The sequence below is a fragment of the Paenibacillus sp. JSM ZJ436 genome (assembly GCF_044383795.1).
GTDB lineage: Bacteria > Bacillota > Bacilli > Paenibacillales > Paenibacillaceae > Paenibacillus_AQ > Paenibacillus_AQ algicola.
Map to the genome: position 1 here is coordinate 186,498 of NZ_JBISEO010000003.1, position 17,898 is coordinate 204,395.

Sequence of the window (17,898 nt, forward strand, 5' to 3'; positions counted from 1 at the left end):
TAAAGAGAAGGTGCTGATATGCAATTAAAAGGAATGACCTGGTCTCACGAGCGAGGCCTAAACCCGCTGCTGGCCGCCTCCGAAGCATTCCGCAAGCTGGAGCCTGACGTTGAAATACAATGGGACGCCCGTTCTCTGGCGGACTTTGAGCTTTATCCGCTGGAGCTGCTGGCAGAAACCTATGATCTCATCATGATTGATCATCCCCATATCGGGACGGCTGTGGACAAAGAGCTCCTACTGCCCTTGAATGATCTCATGGAAGCCTCGTTTCTGCAGGATCAGGAGCTTCACTCCACGGGTCAAAGCTATGCCAGCTATACGTATGAAGGAAAGCAATGGGCGCTGCCTGTAGATGCAGCAGCTCAAGTGAGCGCTTACCGCCAGGACCTGCTGGATAAGGCAGGACTGGAGCCGGCTCGTAGCTGGGAGGATGTTCTCACCCTGGCCAGGACGCTGCCGAAGGGGCAGCAGATCGGTCTGCCGCTTGTGCCGGTACATGCCTACTCCACTTTTTTCACATTGTGTGCCCAGCTGTCAAACCGGGCGTACTGGAGTGAGGGGCTGGATCTTCCATTAGAGGTTGGCATACAGGCACTTGAGCTCATGGAAAGCTGGATGCCTTATGTACTCCAAGAGTCTCTCTATCAGGATCCCATCCAGATGCTGGACCGAATGGGGAGCAGTGAAGAGATCGCCTACATTCCGCTCATTTACGGCTACTCCAACTATGCAAGGGCAGGCTTCAGGCCATTTGTGACGAGCTTCGGAAATATTCCATCGGATCGCAGCAACCCTTGCGGCAGTATGATCGGCGGCGTAGGGCTTGCCATCTCTTCACAATGTCAGTATGCCGAGCTTGCGGCAAAATTTGCTGTCATGGTTGCGTCTGCGGATTTTCAGCGGACTTCATTTTTTCAACATGGAGGTCAGCCGGGCCACCGGATGGCATGGCTGGACCCGGAGGTGAACCGGCTGTCCGGCGATTTTTTCAAAAATACGCTGGATACCTTAACCCATGGCTCCATGCGCCCACGATATCCCGGATATATCGACTTTCAGGAGCAGGCCGGACATTTGATTCGTAATCGACTGATGAATGCATTGCCAGACCGAAGCAAAGTGATTCAAGACTTAAATGAAATGCAGCGCCAAAGCAGGGGAAATGATGCAAGAGTCAGGGGGGAGATGAGATGAAGCTGCTGGAAGGCATTGTTGTATTGGATTTCAGTCAATATCTTGCAGGTCCTGTATCTGCGCTGCGCCTGGCAGATTTGGGAGCCCGCGTTATTAAGATCGAGAGACCGAATGCAGGGGATGGCAGCCGTCAGTTAACCCTGTCGAATCTGCGGGTCGACGGTGAGAGCACGGTGTTTCAATCCATGAATCGGAACAAGGAAAGCTATGCCGCTAACCTCAAGGACCCAGACGATCTGGCCAAAATAAAGAAACTGATTCAGCAGGCGGATATCATGATTGAGAACTTTCGTCCCGGCTCGATGCACAAGCTTGGTCTCGATTATGAGTCGATGAAGGCATTAAATCCCGGTATTATTTACGGAAGCATTACCGGCTATGGCACAGAAGGTCCCTGGAAGAACAAGCCGGGGCAGGATCTGCTCGTACAGTCGATGTCCGGTCTGACCTGGCTGAATGGAGACGGAGATCAGCCGCCCGTTCCTTTTGGCCTCGCGACCATTGATCTTCATACAAGCTCCATGTTTGTTCAAGCCGTGCTCGGACTGTTGTACCAGCGCGAAAAGACCGGTGTCGGGGGGCAGGTGGAAATCAGCCTGATGGAGGCTGCCCTGGATTTCCAGTTTGAAGTGTTGAGCGCTTATATAAACAAGGAGCCCAGAGAGCTTCAAGGACGCAGTCAGTTCCGCAATGCCCATGCTTATTTAGGCGCACCGTACGGTATTTACGAAACACAGGATGGTCACCTTGCTCTGGCTATGGGCTCGATAATCGCTTTAGGTGAGCTGCTGGGGTGTGCAGATCTGCTGCAATACACCGACCAGACCTCCTGGTTTCATGAACGGGATGAAATCAAGCAGCGATTGAATGAGCATCTAAAGACGAGAACGACACAGCACTGGCTGGATATTCTGGAGCCGGCTGATTATTGGTGTGCGGAAGTGCTGGATTGGGAGCGGGCTCTCCAGCATGAGGGTATTCAAGCCCTGGACATGTTTCAGGAGGTCGTAAGGCCGAGCGGTGCTGTGTTTAAGACGACCCGATACCCCGCAAGAGTGAACGGCCATCTGCTCAAGCATGGCAAGGGCGCGCCTCCAATCGGCGAGGACACGTCTGCTATTAATAGAGATTTTGGTCTTGAGCGCGCAGCAGAAAACGCTGGCGGGAGCTAGGTCGATGGAGCATTCGGGGATCAGATATGAGCTGTCCAATCACATCGGAACGATTACTCTAGACAGACCCGGGAAGCTGAATACGGTCACCCGGGCGATGGGGATACGCCTTAACGAGCTTTGCCAAGAGATCAATCAGGACCAGAACGTCAGGGTCGTCGTGCTGACGGGGGAAGGGGAAAAGAGCTTCTCAGCGGGCAGCGATATTGAGGTGCTGGACGATTACGGAAGTCCCTGGGAGCTGAGCAATCGCGAGGATTATTGCATGGCCGTTCGCAGCATTCGCAAGCCAGTGATAGCGATGATCCGTGGATATGCTATTGGCGGAGGGCTGGAGCTTGCCTTGCATGCAGACATCCGGTACGCCTCCTTAAGTGCCAGGTTCGGCGCGGGGGAAATCAAGCTGGGCTGGATTGGAGGCAGCGGGAGCACACAGCTGCTTCCTCGAATTGTGGGTCCGGGAAAAGCAGCTGAAATGGTGCTGACAGGCAGGCTGCTAAGTGCCGCAGAGGCCTTGAGCTACGGCTTAGTGGAGCAGGTTGCAGAGCAAGGGGAGCTGCAGAAGCTGGTCTATGAAACGGCTGAAGCCATTGCCGCCCACAGTCCTATTGCGGTCCAGCATGCCAAGCTCGCGCTGCGCGCAGCGATGAACATGCCGCTGGATGCCGGATTGCAATATGAGAACAGTCTCTTCTCCTTCTGCTTTACCACAGAGGATGCACAGGAGGGCAAGGCGGCTTTTCAAGAGAAGAGGGCTCCAAAGTTTAAAGGGTGTTGAGTGCTGAGAAATGAAATGCTGGATATATTCATGAAATGAAGCCTGTGGTCCTATGGGACTGCAGGTTTTTTTAATGAGTCTAAAATATTGGGATACAGAATTTCATGTTCTTCCCGCGAGGAATCTAACCCCGATGACGACGTCGAAACGCTGTCGGAGACAAACCATAGGTTTTAGTAAATTTGAATGAGAAATAGTGAATGGACTCGTATCCAAGCTGCTCTGCGATGAGTGTAACTGAAAGATTGCTTTCTAGCAGCATAGAAACAGCTTTCCTCATCCTTACGTTAAAAGCATACCCCTGTGGCGTTGTACCTGTTTGCTGTCTAAATAATTTATGCAAATGCGACTTCTCTAAACCACTGATCTCTGACAGCATCCGATTGTCATATCGACGTTCCGGATAACGCTCCATCTCAGCGATGACCTTCCCGATTCGAGAATCTTCAATCGTCGGGTTTTGCAGGACGTTATACCATTTCAGCATCCATACAAGCAACATACTGTCAAGGAGTAAGCGTTTGAACACGGATTCCAATGGTTGGTTGCAGGTACGGTTCATGTCGATGATCATGTCTGATAAATAAGGGTAGCCATTAAGAGAATGAACCGTTGGTAGCGCATCTACTTGTGGGCATGGTTCTATAGCAGTGAGCAATTCTTTCTCCATCATCACCGGCAGAAAGGTGAAGCGCGGCATGGCGGGAAGCTGCGGCGTATTAGAGGCTTTCGGCCATAAATCAAAGTAAAAGTTATATGAAGGGGATTGTTGCTTCTTGTCAAAATGAAAGCTATGTATCTGGCCTGGTCGAATGAATACGAGCATACTCGATTTTACTGGAAAGGTCGTGTTCTCTACCTTAATAGAGCCTTGCTCTTGCAAAAAAAAGTGAAGACTATACAAATTACATTGTCTCTTGGCATCTGAAGGCGCCCCATGGTAATTGTAATAATCAGAGTAGCGTAAATGCGGTTGAACACTTGGGTCTATACTGGAGGTAAGTATGATTCTAATGCCAGGGCAGTCGTTGCCAGCATGGATCAACTTATGAAATTTGCAGTCATGGAATACAATAAGACTTTTGACGACATACAGGGGAATTGGGCTCAAGCTTATATTGAAGATTTGGCATCAAGGCACATCATTAACGGACAAGGCTCTGATCATTTATTTAAACCCGAGAGTGCGGTGACGAGAGCGGAGTTTACAGCAATGATGGCGCTTGCTTTAAATCTAGAAACAGAAGGCTACACAGGAACATTTATAGATAGCGCTAAAGGAAAATGGTATACACCTTATGTAGAGGCAGCAGCAAGAGCAGGTATTGTGCATGGAACCGGAAACGGAGAATTTGCTCCGGAGGCAGAGATTAACAGACAAGCATTAGCTAAAATGAGTGCTTTGGCATTCGCCAAGTATAGCGGAACAGAACTGTCTGATTTAGGAAAATTAAACAGGGTATATGCTGATCTCGATGCTATTGATGATTGGGCAGTTCCGTACGTTGAAGCAGTGACAAGGCTCGGATTAATGAATGGTGTGCCGGATGGAAGATTTCTGCCTAAGGAAAGTACGAAGAGAAACGAGGCCGCTGCAGTTATATATCTGCTTCTCGTGGAATTGGATTTGCTATAACGAAGACATTTTAAAGGGCTGTTCCAAAAATAGTTTTTTGAATGACGAGACAATTCCCTTTATGAAAAATTAAGCCAGAAATGAAGAAATGGTGATGTTGGGGAGGTTATCCCTGCATCGCCATTTCTGACTTTTGGTCTATTGCCGCCTTCTTAAGCAAATTATGGGCGAGCGAAAGCCATCCGACCTCAAGGCTTACTTTTGGCAGGCCTCGAAGCAAAAAGCGCCGGATTCCCCGGCAGCTGCTACGGCTGCCTTTCACTCAGGATATGCCAATTCTATCGATTACTCGTGAAGGAAGCAATAAGTCGAGATCTGAACATTGGATGTCGATATTGCTCCTTATCTATGAAGCTCTATCGCGATATGATGTGCGAAAGAGCAACTCCGTTCTTAATATGAATACGTTTCCAATATAAATTTAAGGAGGTGAATGTATGCTCATCGGAATCCCCGGCGTTTTGCCGCCAAAGCTGCTCAAGGTCATGTGTGAGATGGGACATGGGGATGAACTGGTGCTGGCCGATGCTCATTTTCCGGCTGCAAGCCATGCTCAGCGGTTAGTCAGATGTGACGGTCAAGGTACTGTAGAGTTGCTCGAAGCTATTTTGCAGCTGCTACCGCTGGACGACTATGTAGATCAGCCCGTAGCGGTCATGAGTGTTGTTCCAGGCGATCCTGTTGTACCCACCATATGGGATTCATACGCATCAGTCATAAAGCAGAAAACGGAATTAACAGTTTCCTTGGAAAAGATAGAGAGATTCAGCTTCTACGAGCGAAGTGCAAAGGCTTATGCTATTGCCACAACGGGAGAATGTGCACAATATGGGAATCTGATTTTGAAAAAAGGAATCGTTCGATAAAAGCAAAGCCGCAATGATGGAAAAAACAATAACGAACATGAAGGAGTAGATGGAACATAATGATGGACATAAAGCAGATCGATAAGGTCATAAACCAGGGGCCGTTTCAGGACAATTGGGAATCCTTAAGCAGCTATTCCATACCGCAATGGTACAAGAATGCCAAATTCGGTGTTTTTATTCACTGGGGAGTATACTCCGTTCCCGCTTACGGGAATGAATGGTATGCTCGGGAAATGTACTTGAAAGACAGTGCGAATCGGGAGAATAAACAGGTGGTGAGCATTTTTGATCATCACCTTCAGACTTACGGGCCGCAGCATGAATTCGGATATAAGGATTTCATTCCCCTGTTTAAAGCAGAGAAGTTTGACCCCATGGCATGGGCAGCACTGTTCAGCAAAGCGGGAGCACGATATGTAATGCCTGTTGCTGAGCATCATGATGGCTTCCAAATGTATAACAGCAAACTGTCACCATGGAATGCCGTGCAGATGGGACCGCAGCGGGACGTGATCGGGGAACTGAAGAACGCTGTAGAAGCTAAGGATATAAATTTTGCGGTCTCTTCACATCGGGCTGAGAACTGGTGGTTCTTTGACGGGGGCATGGCGTTTCAATCTGACGTACAGGATGACAGCTACCGGGGCTTATACGGACCGGCACAGCCGCGAGACCCGGAATGGACCATTCACGGGGAAGGGCCGGACGAGGCCTTCCTTACCGATTGGCTGCTTCGCACCTGTGAGCTTGTGGATCTCTACCAGCCCTCAATTGTATGGTTCGATTGGTGGATCATGAACGTCCGTTTCAAGCCGTATCTCAAAAAGTTTGCTGCGTATTACTACAACCGCGCTGCCCAATGGGGAAGTGAGGTTGCAATCAATTACAAGCTGGACGCCTTTATGCACGGGACGGCAGTCTTTGACATTGAGCGGGGGCAACTGAATGATATTCGGCCTCAGCTTTGGCAGACCGACACCTCGGTCGCGCGTAACTCCTGGTCGTACAGCGTGAACAATCAATATAAGGACCCCGCAGACATCGTATGTGATCTGATCGATATTGTAAGCAAGAACGGCTGCTTGTTATTAAATGTGGGACCCAAGGCAGATGGAACCATCCCGGAGGAGGATGAGTCGATTCTGCTCGCTATAGGTGAATGGCTGGCGGTGAACGGAGAAGGCATTTTTGATACTACGCATTGGAAAATCTATGGGGAGGGCCCCACACAGTCGGGCGAAGAGATGCATACGGAAGGGAATCGCAGTCCCTACACGGAAAAAGATATCCGCTTTACCTTCAAGGGAGGGACGTTATATGCCTATGTCTTGAAGCTGCCAAGCCATGGAAAAGTGGTCATATCATCCTTATCTCTGGATTCACGGCATTTTCGGAGCGTGATTAAAAACGTAGCCGTGCTGGGACAAGGAGGAGTGGCATGGCAGCTTTCTGAGGATGGTCTTGTGATCGACACCTCCAATATCCCACCCACCCCATATCCGGTAGGCTTTGCAATCACGATGGATTAACAGCTGCGGCCACGGAAGAGGTCCTTTTATGGTATGGAACCAGGCGCAGAGCATAAACAAAATCTGATTCAAAAGGCTTAAGGCGAGACCTCTCATCGAATTGGTGTTGTAGCGACTCCATCTTTCATGAGTAGGTCTTCCTTTTGCTATTAACACAAATTGTTTTTCTCTTCATATGTGCAACATTTAAATATATATCGATATTGACATATTACATTTTGGGTTAATGAATTGTGAATGTTAGATAATATGGAAAAATGGAAAAGTTGTACTGAAAGGAGAAGTTCAGGTTATGTGGATGGCGCTCATGTGGGGCAGTATTGCCGGATCCTCGGTTGTAATCGGGGCTTTGGCATCTTTGTTTATTCGGATTCCCAAGCAAGTTATCGGCTGGATTATGGCATTTGGAACAGGCACCCTGATTGGAGCGGCAGTTTATGAACTGCTCGAGAATGCGCTGGACCGTGGAGGAGCACTGGCTTCAGCTGTAGGCTTTACCGGGGGGGCTATTGTTTTTACGGCAATTGATCTATACATTTCAAAAAAAGGGGGGGCTAATCGGAAGCGATCCGGAAGCAGGGATAATAAGGGTCAGAACCAGCAGTCTCAAAGTGGACTCGGTATTTTTGTAGGTAGTGTGATGGATGCCATTCCGGAATCAATTATGCTCGGTGCCAGCCTTTTGACAGGGAATGGAGTCAGTATCGTTCTTGCCGTTTCCATTTTCCTCAGCAATATTTCAGAAGGGATATCCAGTACAGACGGCTTAGTCAAAAGTGGCTTTTCCCGCCGCAAAATCCTGTTGATGTGGGGCGCTGTGTTCCTGTGTGCCTCTCTATCCTCCATGGGAGGATTTTTGTTTCTCGAACAGCTCACAGATGAAATGGAGGCCGTCCTGGGAGCTTTTGCGGGAGGAGGTATCATTGCCATGATCTGCTCCACGATGATGCCTGAAGCATTTGAGGAGGGAGGCCCTGTGGTTGGTTTTATCGCTTCAATGGGATTGCTTGTCTCTCTGCTCCTCGACCTCTAATAAGAACCGCACCTGTCTCATTTCAGTATTGGTACGGTTTCTTATATAATAGTGTCAAACAGATCAAGGAAGGAAGAGCTGTATCATGAATGCACCGTATCCCATCGACCAATTCAAGAAATTCAAATATGACATTACGCGATTTCTAATGACGTATAAATTTGCACTCGATCACATGGAGACGAAAATTGATGTGCTGAAGGAGGAATTTCAGTCCCTCCATGACTACAATCCGATCGAGCATACCAAGTCCAGGCTCAAGACCCCGGAGAGCATCATGAACAAAATGTTCCGCAAAAACCACGAGCTCTCCTTCGACAGCATCAAGCATCACATCAAGGATATCGCCGGGCTCCGGATCACCTGCTCCTTCATCTCCGACATCTATCGTGTCCAGGAGCTGCTGTGCGGGCAAAGTGATCTGCGGGTGCTGGAGGTCAAGGATTATATCAAGAACCCGAAGCCTAATGGCTATCAGAGCCTGCATGTTCTGGTTGATGTTCCGGTCTATATGTCCGATGGTGAGCAGCGGGCCTGCGTAGAAATTCAGATTCGTACGATTGCGATGGATTTCTGGGCTTCCTTGGAGCATAAAATATTTTATAAATACAACAAAGAGGTGCCGGAGCGGCTGACCCAGGAACTGAAATGTGCCGCAGACGCCGCGAATGCACTGGATCTTCAGATGGAGCGGCTGCACCGTGAAATCCAGGAGATTAAGGATGCGGATGATGCGGCAGAGCAGGAGCTTCAGCGAATCGTCATCCAGAATCAGCAGTTTGCGCTTCCGAGCAACCTTCTCAAGCTGCTTGGCGGCGGGGGAGGAGACTAAGATCTTCTAGCAGCCTCGGCCGAGCTTGCCCCGAAACAGTCTCTTGCATTCAACAGAGGGAAAATCCTAAAAAATTTATGTTTTATTAAAAAACTAGCAGGATTCGACAATATGTTATCGAACTATTATACTAGGTCTATAAGATCATATTGTCGGTATACTTAGAATTTGTTGAATGAAAGAGGTGTTTCAATCGTATGAAGCCGGCCGGTGTTGTACGTAAAGTGGATCAGTTGGGGAGAATTGTGCTGCCAAAGTCTCTGCGTAAGAGATATCAGATGAATGAAGGAGACCCTGTCGAAATTCTGGTTCAGGGTGACCATATTATTCTGGAGCGCTACCGCCCGAAATGTGTATTCTGCGGCTCGATGGATGGAGTCAGCGAGTTCAAGGATCGTTATATCTGCTCTTCCTGCATGAATGAGATGACCCAGCTTCCGAAGCACGGTTAATAGAGCAGCCACGGCACCGCAGAAGCGGTGCTTTTTTATATATAAGGGCCTGAAATAACTGCTCCATGACATGAAAAAAAGCTTCCCCGATTGAGGAAGCCGCGCCTTACAGGCCGTTGGTTTTGTCTTCATTGTATGCGGCGGTCAGAATACCGACGGTATACAGTGCAAACACCAGCATGATAATCCAGAACGTTAATGAAAAGGACATTTAAGGCCACCTCCTGCTAAGCTACTCTCTATTATACCCAGCATGCCCCAAAAAAGAAATGGCAATATGCATGTAAGTTCATGCTACCTGTGTGCTATTTAAAAAAGAGAAAGTGTGTCGGTACCGGGCGAAGCTGTCCATCCGAAGGTCGGTTTACTACCCGGCCGTTCAGAATGAGGGAGGAGGAGCCTCCTCCATCCAGATTGTAAGCGTCCTTCACGCCGAGCTGCTCCAGCTTTCGTTGAAGCTCCTGCAGGGTTGCACCTGAATTTCCGGTTTCATTATATCCTTCCGTGACGAGAATCAGCAGCTGATCATCCTTGTAGTTGCCAATCACAGTGCGGGGCGCGCGCGTAGGATCGGTCTTCCACTTCGCCGGAATTGGCGTTTTCACCCCGTTTTTCATAAGGACAGGCACGAAGGTTGCGCCATATTTCGGCTTCAGTCGATCCAGCTCATCCCGGCTCTTGAACTTCCCGCCGATGAGCTTGCCGTCTTCATTCAAGCCGACAAAGGCAAGATCCTTGAAGCTGGGCTGAAATCCGGTAACATAGCTTCCGTTGATGAAGGTGGTGCTTAAAGGGTGGCGTCCGCCATTACCATCCGCATACCCGCCAGCATTAATGCCGGCCACCGCTCCATGATTTCGTACCGCCTGCAGGGTGGTGATGGCTTTGCCCGGCTGGCCGTTGCCGAGAACCATGGTCATGGCGTTCGGATCCTTCAGCTTGATCTTCAGTGCATGTCCCTGATAATAGCCCGGATTCACCTTATACAGCTCCAGCGTGATCCGTTCGGTATTCACCGTTTCGATGGGACGCCCCAGCTTGCTCGTAATCCGGCGGTTATAAATGTATTCCGGTAATCCGGCCTGAGACTCCGCCTGGGCCCGGATGCTGTTCATGGCAGAGGTGGTCTGACGATATAGCTGACCTGTTCTTTCAATAGAAGCAATCGTCTGATCGACTGTAGCACTGGCAAGCTCCAGCCCTCGACTGACGTTTCCGGTCTGCGTCTCCAGGCTCTGCTGCGGAGTATAGCTCGAAATATCCAGCTGCAGCCGCGGAGGCTCGCTCAAGAGCCAGATGCTCAGCCCGATCCCGATAAAAGGGGCCAGCACCAGCAGGAACAACCGGTTGACTTGCTTGGGTGTCATCTGAATCATAGATCTCATTTCAACAGCTCCAGCTTCTTCTCCAGCTTGGAGAGCTGCTGCCTGACATCATTCAGCTGTGTATACAGCTTGTTGCTATTGTCCGTCTCCCCGGTGGCCTGATCCTTCGTAAAGGTAAGCAGCTCATTAAACGACTGCACCTTGCTGTCAATCTCACTCATCTGTGCTGAAAGCTCTGCAAAACGGCTGTCGTACTGAGCTTTCAATGCTGCCATTTCTCGCTGTGTATCCTGTTGAAGCCCCAGCATCATCTCCTGCTGCAGATGATTACTGTAATAGTAGGCGGCAGCCACTCCCGCTCCGATCATGAATAGCCAAAACAACCAAAAGTAACGCGCTTTCGGGCTCTTTCTGGAAGCTTCGCGGGATGGATAGGGAGATTCATTCTCTGTTTGCAGTATTGGCATCTCTTCACCCCTTGTAATTCCTATCAATTTTTCCAATCATCATTCTATCACGCGTGCATATATTTCGCAAAGACGAACAAAAAATGACATTTGACGAAAAAGAGATTGCCTATAATAACAAGAATAGGATACAATCTGTATAGATTTGCTAGCAAAGAGAGATACATATAAGCCATTTGCCATGTTATAGATGCATGAACTGAGCCTAATGCCTTACTCTGCCTGCGCTGGATAGGATCTCTTCGTGTCTGATACGCCAAAGCGGCAAACAACCGGAATTCGTGCGAAGGCGGCTCGGAGATCTGCTGGTTTTAGGGCACACTACATTGTTTAACGAAAATTACCACGTGTTGAAACAGGAAACAGGGGGGTTAACATGAGTCAGGTTTGGAAGATCGCCATCATTGGAAGTCATCCTACGAGTATGCTGGGCACCAAGTTGATTCTGGAGGAACAAAAGGACTTGCAGGTGATCGGAATGATACAGAATGGCCAGGAGGGTGTGAAATTTGTCGAAGACCACAGGCCGAATCTCGTGCTGCTGGATTATCGTCTGGGCGAGCAATCCGCAGAGCAGGTGCTGGAGAAAATGAAGCAGGTGTCTCCACAAAGTCATGTCGTGATGATGACCGATCATGATGGCTTATCGCTTCTCCAGGGCCTGATCAGCCGGGGGGCAAGCGGGATGCTGTCCAAGCAGGCATCGCCCTTTCAGCTCATTCATTTGATTGCCGGCCTGCGCGAAGATGTCACTGCACTGCCTTTGGAGTGGGTCAAGCAGGCCATCTGGCCGCTCCCTGCCTCGCCGATCGCCGAGGGCAATCTGCCGTTAACTGAAACAGAGACCTTCATTATGGAACGAATCGTGCAGGGCATTACGTATGATAAAATCGCAGTTGAAATCGAGGTCAGCCGCCGTTCTATCGACAACTATCTGCGTAAAATTTACGTCAAGCTGGGTGTGAATACGAGAGCTCAAGCGATCGAGAAATACGCTCTTTACACCCGCAAGGGGCGACAGCAGTATGCCTAGGTGCTTCGCTGAGTTATAATCTGGATGGTCCAAGAATAGTCTTAGTGGGTGTGATATTCACGTATTCACGTATTCACGGATGAAGGAGGAGGCCTAGATGCAGTATTCCTTTGCTTCCCGTACACATTCTCTACTAACCTCCCCGCTGCGCAGTGTCCAGAAGCTTGCGAAGCGGGATTCTTTGATTTCTCTGGCGGAAGAGCTGCCAGCGGAGGAGCTGTTTCCGGTATCCGCCTTGGCGGAGGCCGCCGGCTCTGTGCTTTCCGCCGATCCCCGCTCCCTGCAATACGGGGAGGCGGAGGGCTACGGACCGCTGCGGCAGTGGCTCAGCGAGAGCTGGAGCCGGCGCAAGGGACTGCATATGGAGCCGGACCGCATTCTGCTGACGACGGGAACCCAGCAGGCGATGGATCTGCTGGTCCGCTCCTGCACGAACCCCGAAGACACCGTACTGGTCGAGAATCCGACATCGCCGGGCCTCCTGCAGGTGCTGCGCCTTCATGGTGTCCGCATGATCCCCGTTCCCGGCGACCATGACGGTGTGCTGCCGAAGCAGCTGGCCGAGCTGCTGCTTAAGCATCAGCCGAAGCTGTTCTTTGCGGCCCCGAACTTCAATAATCCGACAGGTGCCCTCTGGTCGCTGGAACGGCGCCTTGAGGTGCTCAAGGTCATCGCCGGAACTTCTCTGCTGGTCGTAGAGGATGATTCCCTCGGCGAGCTTTGCTTTCCCGGCAGTCCTGCGGCCCAGCCTCTTCCGCCGCTGGCGGCGCTGGAGGAAAGGCAGGGCGAGCAGGTGCTGTATGTCGGCTCCTTTAGTAAGACGGTGGCGCCGGCGCTGCGTACGGGCTGGGCAGCGGGGCCAAGCGAGGTCATCTCCATGATGACGGCTGTCAAGCTTATGGCAGACTGGCAGTCCAGCATGCTCATCCACCGGATGCTGCATCATTTGCTGTTATCCCGGCACTTCCATCTGGAGGAGCATCTCAGCGCTCTGAACCGGGAGTATGTCACCCGCCTGAAGCTGATGGATCAGCTCCTGCGGCGCAGTGCCTGGAGCGGTGCTTCCTATGAGCTGCCGAAGGGCGGCATGTTCCTGTGGGTCAGGCTGCCGGGCGGACTGAGCGGCGATGTCCTGCTCAAGGCTGCGGCCTTGAAGGGGGTCAGCTTCCTGCCGGGCTCCATGTGCTCGCCGGACGGAGAGAATCATGATTATATCCGCCTCAATTTCACCCATCCCGGCCGGGATGAGCTCATGCTCGGCATGAATCTGATCAGCGAAGCGCTGAGAGAGTTTACGGCCCGCAGCTAGAGATCAGAGAAATCAGAGAGATCAGGCCTTCGGGGCAGGGAGCACCGCAGCATACTTGTCCAGCGCCGCAAAGCCTTCGGAGGTCAGGACGTACCGGCCCCGGCCAGTCCGCTCAAACCACCCGTAATAATTGCGCTGCAATATAGCGGCGGCATTCCCGATGCCGCTCGCCTCTTTGGCCGCCGCCGGAGACGTCCCCTTCAGGCTGTCTGCCGCGTCCTCTGCATGGGCATTCAAGGCGGCAACGGCTTGCGCGACGCGCAGCGCCTTCTCGCGGTAGGCGGTAATCAGCTTGGCGCGCGTGACGCCGCCGGTGTTATAATCTCCGCTCCGCTCGTGAAACTCCAGCAGCAGCCGGTCCCGCTTGCGGACAGAGCCCCGCGGGGACGGAGGCTCCTCGGCAGGACGGCACAGCTTCTCGACAAAGGGCGGCTTTGTTTTGTAGAAGGTGACCGTCACGAGCCCCAGTCCCAGCCGCCGGCACAGAGCCGTAAGCTCGCCCCAGCGCTGGTTGACGGCCCCCTTCTTGGCGCGGGACTTTTCCACCGCCAAATACACAAACGGACTCATCTTCAGGCGTTCGACGCCCTGCAGCAGCAGAGCGAGGTTGAACGTTTTTTTCATTTCTACAATGAGCAGCTCCCCGCTGCCTTCCTTTATGCCCACCAGATCACAGTGGCGTACCTCACCCTTGACAGCATACCCTTCTTCCTCAAAAAAAGCCTTTAATGGAGCATACAGCTCGGCTTCGTGCTGAATCGCCATGGCTTCTCTCCTTTATGTCCATACATAGTCTGTTTAGGCCGCTTGTGCCGCGAAATATTTGTTCCATCAGTATAACATGCTGGGAACAGGTGCGGGTCTCCTTGCCGCAAATCCGGAGGCTCTAGGCGAAAAAAGAGCGGCTTTCCTATGAAATGAGGTCAACTATTCCGCGCCTGCCGCATAGGTATGTAATACACTTTTTTCGGTGGCTGAAGGCGTGAAGGAGTCTTGGGAAGCGAAAAGAACCAATCCTCAAAGTTTGAAGTCATAGGAGGTCATGGGATGGATATTTTTGAACGCATCGCATCGTATCAGGCAGAAAGCGACCGCTTGGCATGGAAAGGTACATTCAAAGATTATATAGAATTGTTGAAAACAAACCCGGCGCCGGCGAAAACCGCCCATGCGCGGGTCTATGACATGATTGAATCCTACGGCGTGGAGGAGAGCGGCGGACGCAAAAAATACAAGTTTTTTGAGCAGGAAATCTTCGGGCTGGACCGTGCGGTGGAAAAGCTTGTGGAGGAATATTTTCATTCTGCGGCCCGGCGACTGGACGTTAGAAAACGGATTCTTTTGCTGATGGGACCTGTCAGCGGCGGCAAATCGACACTCGTTACACTGCTGAAGCGAGGACTGGAGAAGTATTCCCGAACGCCCGGCGGTGCAGTATATGCGATTGCGGGCTGTCCCATGCACGAGGAGCCGCTGCATCTGATCCCGCTGGAGCTAAGGCCCGAGGTGGAGCAGGAGCTCGGCGTCAGAATTGAAGGCAATCTCTGTCCCTCCTGCCAGATGAGGCTAAGAACCGAATACGGCGGTGACATCCAGTCTGTGATGGTAGAGCGCGTGCTGATCTCGGAGGAAGGCCGCACCGGCATCGGCACATTCAGTCCTTCCGATCCCAAATCACAGGACATTGCCGATCTGACGGGCAGCATTGATTTCTCAACGATTACTGAATTCGGCTCGGAATCAGATCCCCGGGCGTACCGCTTTGATGGAGAGCTGAATAAGGCGAACCGCGGCCTGATGGAATTTCAGGAGATGCTGAAGTGTGACGAGAAGTTTCTGTGGAACCTGCTGTCCCTGACACAGGAGGGTAATTTCAAAGCCGGCCGCTTTGCACTGATCAGCGCGGATGAGCTCATCATTGCCCATACGAACGAGTCCGAGTACAAGGCCTTTATTGCGAACAAAAAGAACGAGGCGCTGCAGTCCCGAATGATCGTGATGCCGATCCCGTACAATCTGCGCGTCACCGATGAGGAAAAAATATATGAGAAGCTGATCGGCCAAAGTGATATGCGCCATATCCATGTGGCTCCCCATGCACTGCGGTCGGCTGCGATTTTTACCATTTTGACAAGATTAAAGGAAACGAAGAAGCAGGGCATGGACCTCATCAAGAAAATGCGTATGTATGACGGCGAGGAAATTGAGGGCTACAAGGAAGCAGATTTGAAGGAAATGCAGAATGAGTTCCTGGAGGAGGGGATGTCAGGCGTCGATCCGCGATATGTCATCAACCGGATCTCAAGCGCACTGATCAAGCAGGACCTTCAATGCATCAATGCGCTGGATATGCTCAGAGCGATCAAGGACGGTCTGGACCAGCATCCTTCCATTACCAAGGAGGAGCGGGAGAGGTACCTCAACTTTATTTCGGCAGCCCGCAAGGAGTATGACGAATTGGCCAAAAAAGAAGTGCAGAAGGCGTTTGTATACTCTTTTGAGGAGTCGGCCAAGACGCTGTTCGAGAACTATCTCGACAATATTGAAGCGTTCTGCAACTGGACCAAAATCCGCGATCCGCTGACCGATGAGGAGATGGATCCGGATGAGCGCCTGATGCGTTCCATCGAGGAACAGATCGGCGTGTCTGAAAATGCCAAGAAAGCATTCCGCGAGGAAATTATGATTCGAATCTCCGCGTATTCCCGCAAGGGCAAAAAATTCGACTATTCCAATCACGAGCGTCTGCGGGAAGCGATTGAGAAGAAGCTGTTTGCAGATCTGAAGGATATTGTCAAAATTACGACATCCACGAAAACTCCGGATGCCGTCCAGCTGAAGCGGATCAATGAGGTCAGTACTCGCCTGATTGATGAGCATGGCTACTGTCCGGTCTGTGCCAATGAGCTGCTGCGGTATGTCGGCAGTCTGCTGAACCGGTAAATTCATTTCCATAGCCATCTCCCTAACGGCCTCTCAAGAGGCCGTTTTTGGCATGTTCTGGTGCATATGTACGACCAATTAGGTCTTTAGGCTTGGGAAATTCAGGGTATCTTGGTCTATAATGAACCGGGGGACGAGGTAAAGAATGTAAGAGAAGGACTACCGGACTACAGCCTTAGGAGATGAGTGGATGATGATTAATGTTTCGCCGGAGAGACTTCAGCAATTGAGCTACATGGGTCTGCAGGAGAAGGAGCTCCAGCTTCTTACGGATCACAAGCAGGTATTTGAGAAGATTGTCAACGAGGTCGTGGACCGGCTGTATCAGCAGATGGCAAGCCGGCAGGAGCTGAAGGCGATTATTGAGCGCCACTCCAGTCTGGAGCGTCTGAAGGAAACGCAGCGTCAGTACTGGATGTCTCTGGCGGCAGGTATGATTGATGAGGCCTATATTAACAACCGGATTTTCGTGGGTCAGATTCATTCACGGATCGGGCTGACGACGGACTATTATCTCGGTTCATATATGATATATCTGGATATTGCAGCGGAGCTGCTTCAGCGGGAAGCGCCCGGAAGCTGGATGCAGGTCGTGCATGCACTTAGTAAAATGTTTAACCTGGATTCCCAGCTGGTGCTGGAAGCTTATGAATTAAAGGAGAAGGAGCATATTCAGCAGCTGGCGGACGAGCAGCAGCATATGCTGGAAACCATTACGGCGGCAGTTCAGGAGCTCAGCGCGATGATTGTGGAGCTGGATCAGAGTGCAGCGGTCATGGCAGATAATGCAGCCCGGGCCGCTGAAGCGCAGGACAAAGCCTATGAGCTGACGGGAGAGCTGAACCAGGAGGTCCGCCAGATTGACGAAATGGGCATCCTGATCCGGGAAATTGCCGATCAGAGCCATCTGGTGGGCTTGAATGCTGCGATTGAAGCGGCACATGCCGGGGAATTTGGACGAGGCTTTGAGGTGGTAGCCGGCGAGGTGCGCAAGCTGGCCAGTCACTCGCGCGGTGCGATGGAGCAGATCCAGGATAAGGTGAGCAGCATTATCGCCAAGCTGGAGCAGGTGGAGCAGGACTCGGAGCAGTCGGCGATGAATGCACGCCATCAGGCGGCCAGCTCGCAGGAGCTGTCCTCATTCGTCAAGATGATGGAGAAGCTGGCGAATGATCTGGAGGCGCTGCAGCGTACCGGTCAGCCGGATGAAGGCGAAGTGCGGACAGCGGCAGCAGCCGAGCCTGCAGTCGGGATTCTTTAAGAAGCGCAAGAAGCAGGGCTGATCTGCGGCAGATTTATTCTGACCGCGGATCAGCCCTGCTT

17 protein-coding genes and 1 pseudogene are annotated in these 17,898 nt (G+C 51.3%); 13 read left to right on the plus strand and 5 right to left on the minus strand.

What is annotated here, in order from left to right:
- Positions 1 to 18 precede the first annotated feature (18 nt).
- The 3 genes from ACH6EH_RS05070 to ACH6EH_RS05080 are packed head-to-tail and all read left to right on the plus strand — an operon-like array spanning position 19 to position 3,147.
- Positions 19 to 1,197: an ABC transporter substrate-binding protein gene (locus ACH6EH_RS05070; RefSeq protein ID WP_397331388.1), complete on the plus strand. Its 1,179-nt coding sequence runs from the start codon at positions 19 to 21 to the stop codon at positions 1,195 to 1,197.
- Positions 1,194 to 2,369, plus strand: a complete 1,176-nt coding sequence (locus ACH6EH_RS05075) for a CaiB/BaiF CoA transferase family protein (RefSeq protein ID WP_397331389.1) — start codon at positions 1,194 to 1,196, stop codon at positions 2,367 to 2,369. The genes ACH6EH_RS05070 and ACH6EH_RS05075 overlap by 4 nt, the downstream gene beginning before the upstream one ends.
- Before the next feature lie 4 nt (positions 2,370 to 2,373).
- Positions 2,374 to 3,147, plus strand: coding sequence for an enoyl-CoA hydratase/isomerase family protein (locus tag ACH6EH_RS05080; protein WP_138226660.1), 774 nt, complete (start codon positions 2,374 to 2,376; stop codon positions 3,145 to 3,147).
- 124 nt (positions 3,148 to 3,271) lie between these two features.
- Here the strand turns inward: ACH6EH_RS05080 and ACH6EH_RS05085 are convergent, their stop codons facing one another.
- Positions 3,272 to 4,258 (minus strand): AraC family transcriptional regulator, encoded by a 987-nt coding sequence (locus ACH6EH_RS05085; protein ID WP_397331390.1) that lies wholly within the window; start codon positions 4,256 to 4,258, stop codon positions 3,272 to 3,274.
- Between ACH6EH_RS05085 and ACH6EH_RS05090 the strand changes: the two genes are divergently transcribed.
- Positions 4,184 to 4,783 (plus strand): S-layer homology domain-containing protein, encoded by a 600-nt coding sequence (locus ACH6EH_RS05090; protein ID WP_397331391.1) that lies wholly within the window; start codon positions 4,184 to 4,186, stop codon positions 4,781 to 4,783. The two genes, ACH6EH_RS05085 and ACH6EH_RS05090, sit on opposite strands and share 75 nt — an antisense overlap.
- Positions 4,784 to 4,889: 106 nt before the next feature.
- Here ACH6EH_RS05090 and ACH6EH_RS20220 read toward each other — a convergent pair.
- Positions 4,890 to 5,021: pseudogene (locus tag ACH6EH_RS20220) on the minus strand (transposase); the annotation flags it as partial.
- 199 nt (positions 5,022 to 5,220) lie between these two features.
- On the opposite strand from ACH6EH_RS20220, the gene ACH6EH_RS05095 reads away from it, so the two are divergent.
- The 5 genes from ACH6EH_RS05095 to ACH6EH_RS05115 all read left to right on the plus strand — a co-directional run bounded on the left by ACH6EH_RS05095 (position 5,221) and on the right by ACH6EH_RS05115 (position 9,498).
- A complete protein-coding gene (locus tag ACH6EH_RS05095) occupies positions 5,221 to 5,649 on the plus strand; it encodes an RbsD/FucU family protein (RefSeq protein ID WP_397331392.1) in 429 nt (142 codons plus the stop codon).
- 59 nt (positions 5,650 to 5,708) lie between these two features.
- On the plus strand, positions 5,709 to 7,181 hold the full coding sequence (locus tag ACH6EH_RS05100) for an alpha-L-fucosidase (protein WP_397331393.1): 1,473 nt from the start codon (positions 5,709 to 5,711) through the stop codon (positions 7,179 to 7,181).
- A gap of 292 nt (positions 7,182 to 7,473) precedes the next feature.
- Positions 7,474 to 8,214: a ZIP family metal transporter gene (locus ACH6EH_RS05105; RefSeq protein WP_397331394.1), complete on the plus strand. Its 741-nt coding sequence runs from the start codon at positions 7,474 to 7,476 to the stop codon at positions 8,212 to 8,214.
- Between the two features lie 85 nt (positions 8,215 to 8,299).
- On the plus strand, positions 8,300 to 9,046 hold the full coding sequence (locus ACH6EH_RS05110) for a GTP pyrophosphokinase (protein WP_138226658.1): 747 nt from the start codon (positions 8,300 to 8,302) through the stop codon (positions 9,044 to 9,046).
- 197 nt (positions 9,047 to 9,243) lie between these two features.
- Positions 9,244 to 9,498 (plus strand): AbrB/MazE/SpoVT family DNA-binding domain-containing protein, encoded by a 255-nt coding sequence (locus tag ACH6EH_RS05115; protein ID WP_138226657.1) that lies wholly within the window; start codon positions 9,244 to 9,246, stop codon positions 9,496 to 9,498.
- A 305-nt stretch (positions 9,499 to 9,803) separates the two neighbouring features.
- On the opposite strand, the gene ACH6EH_RS05120 is transcribed toward ACH6EH_RS05115, so the two are convergent.
- Both ACH6EH_RS05120 and ACH6EH_RS05125 read right to left on the minus strand, forming a co-directional pair.
- Positions 9,804 to 10,883 carry a phosphodiester glycosidase family protein gene (locus ACH6EH_RS05120; protein ID WP_138226656.1) on the minus strand — a complete coding sequence of 360 codons (1,080 nt, stop codon included), beginning with the start codon at positions 10,881 to 10,883 and terminating at the stop codon, positions 9,804 to 9,806.
- Positions 10,880 to 11,290 (minus strand): hypothetical protein, encoded by a 411-nt coding sequence (locus tag ACH6EH_RS05125; RefSeq protein WP_175415329.1) that lies wholly within the window; start codon positions 11,288 to 11,290, stop codon positions 10,880 to 10,882. The genes ACH6EH_RS05120 and ACH6EH_RS05125 overlap by 4 nt, the downstream gene beginning before the upstream one ends.
- Before the next feature lie 376 nt (positions 11,291 to 11,666).
- Between ACH6EH_RS05125 and ACH6EH_RS05130 the strand changes: the two genes are divergently transcribed.
- Complete coding sequence (locus ACH6EH_RS05130; protein WP_397331395.1) at positions 11,667 to 12,323, plus strand: response regulator; 657 nt, start codon at positions 11,667 to 11,669, stop codon at positions 12,321 to 12,323.
- A 97-nt stretch (positions 12,324 to 12,420) separates the two neighbouring features.
- Complete coding sequence (locus tag ACH6EH_RS05135) at positions 12,421 to 13,632, plus strand: aminotransferase-like domain-containing protein (protein ID WP_397331396.1); 1,212 nt, start codon at positions 12,421 to 12,423, stop codon at positions 13,630 to 13,632.
- Positions 13,633 to 13,653: 21 nt separating this feature from the next.
- Here ACH6EH_RS05135 and ACH6EH_RS05140 read toward each other — a convergent pair whose 3' ends face one another.
- On the minus strand, positions 13,654 to 14,397 hold the full coding sequence (locus ACH6EH_RS05140) for a DUF2161 family putative PD-(D/E)XK-type phosphodiesterase (protein WP_397331397.1): 744 nt from the start codon (positions 14,395 to 14,397) through the stop codon (positions 13,654 to 13,656).
- Between the two features lie 282 nt (positions 14,398 to 14,679).
- Here ACH6EH_RS05140 and ACH6EH_RS05145 point away from each other — a divergent pair, with 282 nt between their 5' ends.
- Positions 14,680 to 16,575: a PrkA family serine protein kinase gene (locus ACH6EH_RS05145; protein ID WP_397331398.1), complete on the plus strand. Its 1,896-nt coding sequence runs from the start codon at positions 14,680 to 14,682 to the stop codon at positions 16,573 to 16,575.
- A gap of 190 nt (positions 16,576 to 16,765) precedes the next feature.
- Positions 16,766 to 17,836 (plus strand): protoglobin domain-containing protein, encoded by a 1,071-nt coding sequence (locus ACH6EH_RS05150; RefSeq protein ID WP_397331399.1) that lies wholly within the window; start codon positions 16,766 to 16,768, stop codon positions 17,834 to 17,836.
- Positions 17,837 to 17,898: the final 62 nt, after the last annotated feature.